The 11,642-nt window shown below is 73.1% G+C and carries 4 protein-coding genes and 1 pseudogene; 1 reads left to right on the top strand and 4 read right to left on the bottom strand.

Features of this window, described 5'->3' with window-relative positions:
• Positions 1 to 109: 109 nt before the first annotated feature.
• The 4 genes and pseudogenes from glgB to AB0910_RS30820 form a co-directional block, all read right to left on the bottom strand.
• Complete coding sequence (gene glgB, locus AB0910_RS30835) at positions 110 to 2,518, bottom strand: 1,4-alpha-glucan branching enzyme (protein WP_366747964.1); 2,409 nt, start codon at positions 2,516 to 2,518, stop codon at positions 110 to 112.
• A gap of 177 nt (positions 2,519 to 2,695) precedes the next feature.
• Positions 2,696 to 4,120, bottom strand: a complete 1,425-nt coding sequence (locus tag AB0910_RS30830) for a maltokinase (RefSeq protein ID WP_366747963.1) — start codon at positions 4,118 to 4,120, stop codon at positions 2,696 to 2,698.
• 409 nt (positions 4,121 to 4,529) lie between these two features.
• A pseudogene (gene treS / locus AB0910_RS30825) lies at positions 4,530 to 6,245 on the bottom strand (maltose alpha-D-glucosyltransferase); the annotation flags it as partial.
• The gene (locus AB0910_RS30820; protein ID WP_366747965.1) at positions 6,242 to 8,230 is read right to left on the bottom strand and encodes an alpha-1,4-glucan--maltose-1-phosphate maltosyltransferase; all 1,989 of its coding nucleotides are present in this window, start codon (positions 8,228 to 8,230) and stop codon (positions 6,242 to 6,244) included. The gene AB0910_RS30820 and the pseudogene treS, both read right to left, overlap by 4 nt.
• A 569-nt stretch (positions 8,231 to 8,799) precedes the next feature.
• Here AB0910_RS30820 and glgP point away from each other — a divergent pair.
• Positions 8,800 to 11,490: an alpha-glucan family phosphorylase gene (gene glgP, locus AB0910_RS30815; RefSeq protein WP_366747962.1), complete on the top strand. Its 2,691-nt coding sequence runs from the start codon at positions 8,800 to 8,802 to the stop codon at positions 11,488 to 11,490.
• Positions 11,491 to 11,642: the final 152 nt, after the last annotated feature.

Below are 11,642 nucleotides of genomic sequence, written 5' to 3'. Positions count from 1 at the left end.
GTTGACCGGGTCGTGGTTGGGGCCCGGCACGGTCACGACGCCCGACGAGCGGACGGCGCCGCCGAGTACGGAGCCCACGAGCACACCCGGGTGCGGGGCCGCGCCCCTGCTAGACGGGCCTGAACCACACCGTGGACAGCGGCGGCAGCGTCGGGCGCACACTCGCCCCGCGCCCGTGCGCGGCGACCGGCTCGGGCTTCAGCACCTCCGTGTTGCGCACACCGCCGCCGCCGTACCGCGCCTCGTCGGTGTTGAGCACCTCGGCCCACCCCGCGTAGTCGTCCGGCACACCGATCCGGTAGCCCTCCCGCACCACGGGCGAGAAGTTCGACACCGCGAGCAGCGGCGCGCCCGCGCGGTCGAGCCGCAGGAACGCGAGGACGTTGTCCTCCGCGGCGCCGCCCTCGACCCAGCTGAACCCCTCGGGCTCGGTGTCGCGCTCCCACAGCGCCGGTGTGCCGCGGTAGACCGCGTTGAGGTCGGCCACCAGGCTGCGCACGCCCCGGTGGTCGTCCGCCGCCGTGTACGAGGGGTCCACCAGCCACCAGTCGGGGCCGTGGCTCTCCGACCACTCGGCGCCCTGCGCGAACTCCTGCCCCATGAACAGCAGTTGCTTGCCCGGGTGGGCCCACATGAAGCCCAGGTAGGCGCGGTGGTTGGCGCGCTGCTGCCACCAGTCGCCCGGCATCTTCGACACCAGGGCGCCCTTGCCGTGCACCACCTCGTCGTGCGAGATCGGCAGGACGTAGTTCTCGCTGTACGCGTACACCATCGAGAACGTCATGTCGTTGTGGTGGTACCTGCGATGCACCGGCTCCTTCGCCATGTACTCCAGCGAGTCGTGCATCCAGCCCATGTTCCACTTCAGGCCGAAGCCGAGGCCGCCGAAGCCGCCGGGTCCTGTGTGGTGGGTGGCGCGGGTGACCCCGTCCCAGGCCGTCGACTCCTCGGCGACCGTCACCACACCGGGACAGCGCCGGTAGACCGTGGCGTTCATCTCCTGCAGGAAGCGCACCGCGTCCAGGTTCTCCCGGCCGCCGTACTCGTTGGGCGCCCACTGCCCGTCCTCGCGCGAGTAGTCGAGGTACAGCATCGAGGCCACCGCGTCGACCCGCAGGCCGTCGACGTGGAACTCCTCGCACCAGTACACGGCGTTCGCCACCAGGAAGTTGCGCACCTCGGTGCGCCCGTAGTCGAAGGTCAGCGTGCCCCAGTCGGGATGCTCGGCCTTCCGCGCGTCGCCCGGCTCGTACAGCGGGCGCCCGTCGAAGTGCGCCAGCGCCCACTCGTCCTTCGGGAAGTGCGCGGGCACCCAGTCCACGAGCACGCCGATGCCCGCCCGGTGCAGCGCGTCCACCAGGAACCTGAAGTCGTCGGGCGTGCCCATCCGCGACGTGGGCGCGTAGAAGCCGGTGACCTGGTAGCCCCACGAGCCGCCGAAGGGGTGCTCGGCGATCGGCATCAGCTCCACGTGCGTGAAGCCCAGCTCCTCGACGTACGCGGGCAGTTGCTCGGCCAGCTGCCGGTAGGTGAGGCCGGGCCGCCAGGACGGCAGGTGCACCTCGTACACCGAGAAGGGCGCCGCGTGCGCCGGCCGGTCCGCACGGTGCGCCAGCCACTCCTGGTCGTGCCACTCGTGGTGCGAGGCGGTCACCACCGAGGCCGTCGCGGGCGGCACCTCGGTGGCCCGCGCCATCGGGTCGGCGCGCAGCGTGTGGTGCCCCTCGGGCGTGCAGATGTCGAACTTGTACGTGTCGCCCTCGCCGACCTCGGGGACGAACAGCTCCCACACGCCGCTCGAACCGAGCGACCGCATCGGCAGCGCCGTGCCGTCCCAGTAGTTGAAGCCGCCGGCGACCCGCACGCCGCGCGCGTTCGGTGCCCACACCGTGAAGCGGGTGCCCGTCACGCCCTGGTGGTCGAGGACCGTGGCGCCGAGCGCCGTCCACAGCTCCTCGTGCCTGCCCTCCGCGATCAGGTGCAGGTCGAGTTCGCCGAGCGCCGGCAGGAAGCGGTACGGGTCCTGCGCCTCGACCACGTCGTCGCCCTCGGCGTCCCCGTAGCGCACCCGCAGGGTGTGAACGGGGGCCTCGGCGAGCGGCAGCACACCGGAGAACAGCCCGTCGCCCTCGTCGTTGAGCGCCGTGGCCGAGCCGTCGACGACGACGTCCACCGCCCGCGCGTACGGCCGCAGCGCGCGCACCGCCACCCCGCCGGCCACCGGGTGGGCGCCGAGCAGGGCGTGCGGGTCGTGGTGCTCGCCGCGCAGCAGGCGCGCCCGGTCGCCGTCGTCGAGCGGCGGCGCGGGCGGCGTGCCCGTGTGCCCGCGCGAGGAGCCGCCCGCGGCCCCCGAGAGGCCCCGGGCGTCCGCCTGCGGGGTGCGGCGCCCGGGCACGGGCCTGCCGGGCGGCTGCTTGCCCGGCAGGCCCGCGGGCACGGAGCCCGACGCCTTGGCGGGGCGGAAACGGGCGGAGACTTCTGGCTCCGACGGGGTGTCGGACGACGGGCGGGCGGTCACGGTGCTGCCTCCTCGGCGAGCGTCGGACGGGCGTGGGCGTGGGCGGGGATGCGGGCGTGGGCGTGGAGCGCGGAGGTGCCGTGCGCGGGGTGCCTGGGTCGAGTCTGCTGGACTCGGGGCCGCGGCGCGAGCGGGCCGGGGGAGCGGAGCGAGGAGGGCGCCCGCGGGGCGCGCCGCTCAGCCCCCGGCCGCGAGGCGTTCGATCGCGGCCATCGGGACGGGCAGCCAGCCGGGCCTGTGCCGCGCCTCGTACAGCACCTCGTAGACGGCCTTGTCCGTCTCGTAGGCCCGCAGCAGCTCGGGCTCGGCGCGCGGGTCGCTGCCCGCGGCCTCGGCGTACCCCTCGCAGTAGGCGTCGCGGCAGCGCGCCGCCCAGTCGGCGCGCCAGGGCTCGTGGGAGCGCGCCGCGTAGTCGAAGGAGCGCAGCATCCCTGCGACGTCGCGCACCGGCGGCTGCGGCCTGGTGCGCTCGGCGAGCGGTCTCGCGGGCTCGCCCTCGAAGTCGATGACGGACCAGCGGCCGTCCGGGGTGTGCAGTATCTGCCCGAGGTGCAGGTCGCCGTGGACCCGCTGGGCGGGCCGCGTGCGCTCCGTCGCGCGCAGCGCGTCGAACGCGGCGCGCAGCCCCGGCGCGTACGGCTGGAGCGCGGGCACCGCCTGCGCCGCGGCGGCGAGCCTGCGGTCCATCGCCTCCGCGAGCTCGGCCGTGCGGGCCCGGTCGAGCGTCACCGTCGGCAGCGCGGCGGCCAGCGCCAAATGCACCTCTGCGGTGACGCGGCCCAGGTCGCGCGCCTGCGGCACGAAGTCGGCGCCGTCCGCGAGCGCGGCGAGCGCCAGCTGCCAGCCGTCGGTCGAACCGCGCAGGTACGGCTGGAGGATGCCGAGCGTCAGCCGCTCGGCGCCGCCCGCCGGATCCTCCGCCTCGCACCAGGCGACCGGCGCGGGCACCCGCTCGCACCCCTCGGCGGCGAGCGCGCGCGGCAGTTCGAGGTCCGGGTGGGGGCCTGGCACCACGCGGCGCAGGATCTTCAGGATGTAGGCGTCCCCGTACACCAGGGACGTGTTGGACTGCTCGGCGCCGAGCAGCCGGGGGGAGAGCCCGGCGGGGATGCGCCCCGCCCGGCCGAAGCGCAGCGGCCCGACCGCGTCGACCGAGCGCAGCCGGTCCATCAGCACGCCCGCGAGGTACGGGTCGTGCAGTGCGTCGTAGACCGTGCGGCCGGCGAGCGGGCCGCCCGTGGCTCGGCCGACCAGCGCGGAGGAGAGGTGCGGCGGCAGCGACGTCCGTACGCCGAGCAGGAGTTGGTAGCAGTCGTCCGCGGCGGCCGGCTCGGGATTCCGCTCGTCGTGCTGCTCCACGCGCAGCAGCAGGTGCAGCAGCCCCGGGCCCTCGCCGCCCGAGGGCACGGGCGGCAGCAGCTCGGTGACGGCGACGGGCACGAGACCCGTCAGACCGCGGCCCTTGCCCGCGAACCAGCGCTGCCGGGGCAGCCAGTCGAGCAGCAGGGGGGCGAGGGACTCGACCACCGCGGTCGCGGCGGCCGAGGGGGTGTGCGCCCGGACGGCGCGTGCGGTACTCCGGGCGGATGCAGCCTTCGGCATGGCAGCGCGTCCTTTCCCCGGGAACACCACAGGATGCGCAGAGTCTCCCGGAATGCGGCGGTTGCTGTCCGGCTGTACGGGATGTGTCGGGTGAGGATGATCCGTACGGAGCCGAGCCGTGACGGAGTATCCGGACGCGGCGTGAGCCCCACGGGCCGGCCGTCGGTGAGAGTGCCCCGTGCGGGACGGCGGAAACCGTCCCGCACGGGCCCTGCGGGCCGGGCGCTCCGTGGCCACCCGGTGCTCAGGCCCGCGGGCGGCCCCGCGTGCCGTCGTCGGGCGAGCCCGCGGCCTCCTGCGGGCTCTCGGCGCGCACCGCCTCCTTCGGACCGGGCGCCGCGGCGGGCCCGGCGTCCGGCGCGGCACCGACCCCGGCGCCGAGCGAGGGCCCCGACGACAGCGGCGCGGGCGCCGCGTCCTTGCGCAGCCGGAACCAGTAGAAGCCGTGGCCCGCTAGCGTCAGCAGGTAGGGCCACTCGCCGATGGCGGGGAAGCGCACCCCGCCGATCAGCTCGACCGGGTGGCGCCCGCTGTACTCGCGCAGGTCGAGCTCGGTGGGCTGGGCGAAGCGGGAGAAGTTGTGCACGCACAGCACGAGATCGTCGCCGTTGCCCTCGGGCGACGGCGCCTCCCGCAGGAAGGCGAGCACCGCCGGGTTGGACGAGGGGAGTTCGGTGTACGAGCCGATGCCGAACGCCGGGTTCTGCTTGCGGATCTCGATCATCCGGCGCGTCCAGTGCAGCAGCGAGGAGGGCGACGCCATGGCCGCCTCGACGTTGGTGACCTGGTAGCCGTAGACCGGGTCCATGATCGTGGGCAGGTAGAGCCGGCCGGGATCGCTCGACGAGAAGCCCGCGTTGCGGTCGGGCGTCCACTGCATCGGGGTTCTGACCGCGTCGCGGTCGCCGAGCCAGATGTTGTCGCCCATGCCGATCTCGTCGCCGTAGTACAGGATCGGCGAGCCGGGCAGCGAGAGCAGCAGCGCGGTGAACAGCTCGATCTGGTTGCGGTCGTTGTCGAGCAGCGGGGCGAGGCGGCGCCTGATGCCGATGTTGGCGCGCATCCGCGGGTCCTTGGCGTACTCCGCGTACATGTAGTCGCGTTCCTCGTCCGTCACCATCTCGAGCGTGAGCTCGTCGTGGTTGCGCAGGAAGATGCCCCACTGGCAGCCGCTCGGGATGGCCGGGGTCTTCGCGAGGATCTCGGAGACCGGGTAGCGCGACTCGCGGCGCACCGCCATGAAGATGCGCGGCATCACCGGGAAGTGGAATGCCATGTGGCACTCGTCGCCGCCCTTTTCGTAGTCGCCGAAGTAGTCGACCACGTCCTCGGGCCACTGGTTGGCCTCGGCGAGCAGCACGGTGTCCGGGTAGTGCGCGTCGATCTCCGCGCGCACCCGCTTGAGGAAGCCGTGCGACTGCGGCAGGTTCTCGCAGTTGGTGCCCTCCTGCGCGTACAGGTAGGGCACGGCGTCGAGGCGGAAGCCGTCGATGCCGAGGTCGAGCCAGAAGCGCAGGGCGGAGATCATCTCCTCCTGCACCGTCGGGTTCTCGTAGTTGAGGTCCGGCTGGTGGGAGAAGAACCGGTGCCAGAAGTACTGCTTGCGCACCGGGTCGAAGGTCCAGTTGGAGGCCTCGGTGTCGACGAAGATGATCCGGGCGTCGGCGTACTGCTTGTCGTCGTCGGCCCAGACGTAGTAGTCGCCGTACGGTCCTTCGGGGTTGGCGCGCGACTCCTGGAACCAGGGGTGCTGGTCGCTCGTGTGGTTCATGACCACGTCGATGATCACGCGCATGCCGCGCTGGTGCGCGGCGTCGACGAACTCCACGAAGTCGGCGAGGTCGCCGAACTCCGGCAGCACGGCCGTGTAGTCGGACACGTCGTATCCGCCGTCGCGCAGCGGGGACTTGAAGAACGGCGGCAGCCAGAGGCAGTCGACGCCCAGCCACTGCAGGTAGTCGAGCTTGGCGGTGAGGCCCTTGAGGTCACCGATGCCGTCGCCGTTGCTGTCCTGGAAGGAACGCACCAGGACCTCGTAGAAGACGGCGCGTTTGAACCAGTCGGGGTTGCGGTCCTTCGCGGGAGTGTCCTCGAAGGTGTCGTGGACGGGCTCGTTGACGATCATGATGTGGGTGACCCTCCGATCGGCGGGGACGGTCGCAGGGCGACGATGTGCGCGGGCGTGACGCCCGGCTCCAGGCGCACATAGTTGGCCCTGCCCCAGTGATAGGTGTCGCCGGTGAGCTCGTCGCGCACCGGAACGGTCTCGTGCCATTCGAGGCCGAGCCGCGGCATGTCCAACGAGACCGTGGCCTCCTGGGTGTGGTGCGGGTCGAGGTTGACGACCACCAGAACGATGTTCGAACCCGCCCGCTTGCTGTACGCAAGGACGGAGTCGTTGTCGGCGTGGTGGAAGTGGATGTCCCGCAGCTGCTGGAGCGCCGGATGCCTGCGCCGCAGCCGGTTGAGCGTGGTGATCAGTGGTGCGATCGTGCGGCCCTCCCGCTCGGCCGCCTCCCAGTCCCTGGGCCGCAGCTGGTACTTCTCGGAGTCCAGGTACTCCTCGCTGCCGGGGCGCACCGGGGTGTTCTCGCACAGCTCGTACCCCGCGTACACGCCCCAGGACGGGGACATCGTGGCGGCGAGCACCGCGCGCACCTCGAACGCGGGCCTGCCGCCCTCCTGAAGGTACGCGTGCAGGATGTCGGGCGTGTTGACGAAGAAATTCGGGCGCATGTACGCGGCGGTGTCCTGCGACAGCTCGGTGAGGTAGTCCGTGAGCTCCTGCTTGCTGTTGCGCCAGGTGAAGTAGGTGTAGGACTGCTGGAAGCCGATCGCCGCCAGGGTGCGCATCATCGCCGGGCGGGTGAACGCCTCGGCGAGGAAGACCACGTCAGGATCGGTCCGGTTCACGGTGCGGATGACCTTCTCCCAGAAGACCACGGGTTTGGTGTGCGGGTTGTCGACCCGGAAGACGCGTACCCCGTGCGCCATCCAGTACCGCAGGACGCGCACCGTTTCCCTGACGAGTCCGCGCATGTCCGCGTCGAAGGCGATCGGGTAGATGTCCTGGTACTTCTTCGGCGGGTTCTCCGCGTACGCGATCGTGCCGTCCGGCCTGTGGTGGAACCACTCCGGCTTCCTGCCGACCCACGGGTGGTCGGGCGAGCACTGGAGCGCGAAGTCGAGTGCGACCTCCATGCGCAGGTCGCGGGCGGTCTCGACGAACCGGTCGAAGTCCTCGATGGTGCCGAGGTCCGGGTGGACCGCGTCGTGCCCGCCGTCGGCAGAGCCGATCGCCCACGGCACCCCGACGTCCTCGGGCCCGGCCGACAGGGTGTTGTTGGGGCCCTTGCGGAAGGTGGTGCCGATGGGGTGGATGGGCGGCAGGTACACCACGTCGAAGCCCATCGCGGCGATCGCGGGCAGCCGCTCCGCCGCCGTCGCGAACGTCCCGCTCACCGGCGGCTCGCCCGGCCTGACCTGCGCGCCCTCGGAGCGCGGGAACATCTCGTACCACGACCCGAACAGCGCGCGCCTGCGCTCGACCTTCAGCGGCAGCGGCTTCGAGGCGGAGACCAGGTCGCGCAGCGGGTGCTTCGCCAGCGCCTCGTCCACCTCGGGCGTCAGCGCGGCGGCGAGCCGCGCGGCCGCGGGGCGGGCGGCATCGCGCAGCGCGTCCACCGCGGCGAGCACCGACTCGCGGCCCTCGCGCTTCGGCACGCCCTCGGCCGCGCGCTCGTACAGCGCGGCGCCCTCCGCGAGCACCAGGTCCGTGTCGATGCCTGCAGGGATCTTGATCGACGCCGTGTGCCGCCAGGTGGTGACCGGGTCGCTCCACGCCTCCACCGTGTACGTCCAGGCGCCCTCGTCCGTCGGGGTGACCTCGGCGCCCCACCGGTCCGTACCGGGCGCCAGTTCGCGCATGGGCGTGAAGGGCCCGGGGCGGCCCGCCGGATCGGTGAGGACCACGTTGGCGGCCACCGCGTCGTGGCCCTCGCGGAAGACGGTGGCGGTGACCTGGAAGGTCTCACCGCTCACCGCCTTGGCGGGGCGTCTGCCCCCGTCGACGAGGGGGGCGACGCCGAGGACGGGGATGCGACCGATCAGTTTCACCGAATCACCTGGAGACTGGGGCGGGCGGGCGTGGCGGGCAGTGCGCGTGGTGCGGGCGGTGCTGGTGGTGCGGACGTGCTGCGGCCGGGCGGTGCCCGGCGCGGGCGACTACGGCGGGCGATCAGATTTTGTACGGCTTTTGCTGTTCTTTTTAGCTGCTTGATCGACTGCGGACACGGTGCGAGCAGGGCCGTTCCCGTGCGCGTTCACTCGAACAGCCCGTGCGGACCGCGCGTACGGAGGAGCCTTCCATGCGGACGGGCCCGCCAATCCGGCCGAGTGTTGACTCCCCGCACCGAAGCGGTCACCCAATCCTCCACCGAGCGGCCGCCGCGCGCGAGTCCGGCCCGCGCACCCCGCATGCTGCCCCATCCGGCGCATGCCCCGGCACAACGCGGCGGGTCCTCGCGGGGTACGCCGTACGTACGGCGCGGAAACCGCCGCGACGCGCGCGAATGCGCCGTGGTTGTCGGGGGCAGGGTCGGGCTAACGTCTCACCACGGCGGGACGCCCGGCGCGGCGCGTCCCCTCCGATACGTATGTCCCTTGCGAAGGTGGAGCACGTGAAGGCAATCCGTCGGTTCACCGTCCGCCCGGTGCTTCCCGAGCCCCTCGGCCCGCTGAGCGACCTGGCCCGCAACCTGCGCTGGTCCTGGCACACGCCGACCCGCGATCTTTTCGAGGCCGTCGACCCCGAGGGGTGGCGCGCCGCGGACCGCGACCCGGTACGGCTGCTCGGGGCCGTCTCCGCCGGGCGGCTCGCCGAACTCGCCGCGGACCGGGACTTCCTCGCCAGACTGGCGGCGGCCGCCGCCGACCTCGACGCCTATCTGCACGGCGAGCGCTGGTACCAGCGGCGGGACGCGGGCCTCGGCGGGCCCGCGGACGAGGCGGCGGGCGGGGCGGAAGGCGAGCTGCCCGCGGCCGTCGCGTACTTCTCGCCCGAGTTCGGCATCACGGCCGCACTGCCCCAGTACTCGGGCGGCCTCGGCATCCTCGCCGGCGACCACCTGAAGGCGGCGAGCGACCTGGGTGCGCCGCTGATCGGCGTCGGGCTGCTCTACCGGCACGGCTACTTCCGCCAGTCCCTGTCCCGCGACGGCTGGCAGCAGGAGACCTACCCGGTGCTCGACCCGCACGAGCTGCCGCTGACCCAGCTGCGCGATCCTGACGGGACGCCCGCCCTGGTGGAGCTGGCGCTCCCGGCGGGCCGGGTGCTGCGCGCCCGCGTCTGGCAGGCGCAGGTCGGCCGGGTGCCGCTGCTGCTGCTCGACTCGGACGTGGAGGAGAACGGGCCCACCGAGCGCGAGGTGACCGACCGGCTCTACGGCGGCGGCAGCGAGCACCGGCTGCTCCAGGAGATGCTGCTCGGCATCGGCGGGGTGCGCGCCGTGCGCGCGTACTGCCGGCTGACCGGCCACGCCGAGCCCGAGGTCTTCCACACCAACGAGGGCCACGCGGGCTTCCTCGGCCTCGAACGCATCCGCGAGCTGATGGCGGCGGACGCCGAGGGCGCCGGCTTCGAGGCGGCACTCGAAGCGGTGCGCGCGGGCACGGTCTTCACCACCCACACCCCGGTGCCCGCGGGCATCGACCGCTTCGACCGCGACCTCGTCGCCCGCCACTTCGGCGAGGACGGCGAGCTGCCGGGGGTCGACGTGGAGCGGGTGCTCGGCCTCGGCCTCGAGACCTACCAGGGCGGCGACCCCCACCTGTTCAACATGGCCGTGATGGGGCTGCGGCTCGCGGGACGGGCCAACGGCGTCTCCACGCTGCACGGTGCCGTGAGCCGGGAGATGTTCGCCGCGCTCTGGCCGGGCTTCGACGCCGACGAGGTGCCGATCACCAGCGTGACCAACGGCGTCCACGCACCGACCTGGGTGGCGCCCGAGGTCGCAGCGCTGGGCGCGGGGAAGATCGGCGCCGACCGTGCCGAGCAGGCGCTGAGCGTCGGCGGCTCCGCCAGGTGGGACGCCGTCGCCGAGATCCCGGACGAGGACGTGTGGCGGGTGCGGCAGGAGCTGCGCGGGCAGCTCGTCGAGGAGGTGCGCGGCAGGCTGCGCACCTCCTGGCGGCAGCGCGGGGCCGCCGCGGCCGAGCTCGGCTGGATCGACTCCGTGCTCGACCCGGACGTGCTCACCATCGGCTTCGCCCGCCGCGTGCCCTCGTACAAGCGGCTGACGCTGATGCTGCGCGACCGCGAGCGGCTGACGCGGCTGCTGCTCGACCCCGAGCGCCCGGTGCAGATCGTGGTGGCGGGCAAGGCGCACCCGGCGGACGACGGCGGCAAGCGGCTCATCCAGGAGCTGGTGCGCTTCGCCGACGACCCGCGGGTGCGGGAGCGGATCGTGTTCCTGCCCGACTACGGCATGGGCATGGCGCAGAAGCTCTACCCGGGCTGCGACGTCTGGCTGAACAACCCGCTCCGCCCCCTGGAGGCGTGCGGCACGAGCGGCATGAAGGCCGCGCTCAACGGCTGCCTCAACCTCTCGGTCCTGGACGGCTGGTGGGACGAGTGGTACGAGCCGGACTTCGGCTGGGCCATCCCCACCGCCGACGGCTCGGCCGCGGCGGACGAGAACCGGCGCGACGAACTGGAGGCCAACGCGCTCTACGAGCTGATCGAGAACCGGATCGCGCCGCGCTTCTACGACCGCGGCGGCGACGGCGCGGGCCTGCCGGACCGGTGGATCGAGATGGTTCGCCGCACCCTGGTCACCCTGGGTCCGAAGGTGCTCGCGGGCCGCATGGTGCGGGAGTACGTGGAGCGGCTGTACGTGCCGGCCGCGCTGGCGCACCGGCGGCTCGACCCGAAGGCGGCGGCCGAGCTCGCGGCGTGGAAGTACCGGGTGCGCACGCTGTGGCCGTACGTCTCGGTCGACCATGTGGAAGCCTCGTCTGCCGGTCCTGCGGGCGGCTCGGCCGAGCTGGGCGCCACGCTGTCGCTGCGGGTCGGCGTGGGCCTCGGCGAACTGCGGCCCGAGGACGTCGAGGTGCAGGCGGTCGCCGGGCGGGTCGGCTCCGACGACGCCATCGCGGACGCGCAGGTGTTCCCGCTGAAGCCCGCGGGCGGCCCCGACGGCGAGGGCCGCTGGGTCTTCGACGGGCCGCTCGCGCTGGACCGCACGGGCCCGTTCGGCTACACGGTGCGGGTGCTGCCCGCGCACCCGCTGCTGTCCCACGGCGCCGACCTCGGCCTGGTCGCCCTGCCCGCCGACGCGGCGGGCGAACACGCGGGCGTGCTGCTGCGCTGACGCGGTACGGATACGGATCGGCGGGTGCGGCGCGCCCCGGGGCACGGGCCCCCGGGGACCCGGGCAGTGGTCTTGATGGTCGGAAAGACCTCGAGAACCTTGTTCCCGGCGATCTCGTCCGCCTCGTAGTAGTCCTTGCCCTGGAGGTAGAA

Source organism: Streptomyces sp. NPDC047002 (genome assembly GCF_040704505.1).
In the GTDB taxonomy this organism is placed as follows: domain Bacteria; phylum Actinomycetota; class Actinomycetes; order Streptomycetales; family Streptomycetaceae; genus Streptomyces.
This window is presented reverse-complemented; position numbering and strand designations above follow the sequence as displayed.

Excerpts from the sequence above, each read along its gene's own strand:
- AB0910_RS30830 (WP_366747963.1), bottom strand. The coding sequence starts at position 4,120 with ATGCCGAAGGCTGCATCCGCCCGGAGTACCGCACGCGCCGTCCGGGCG.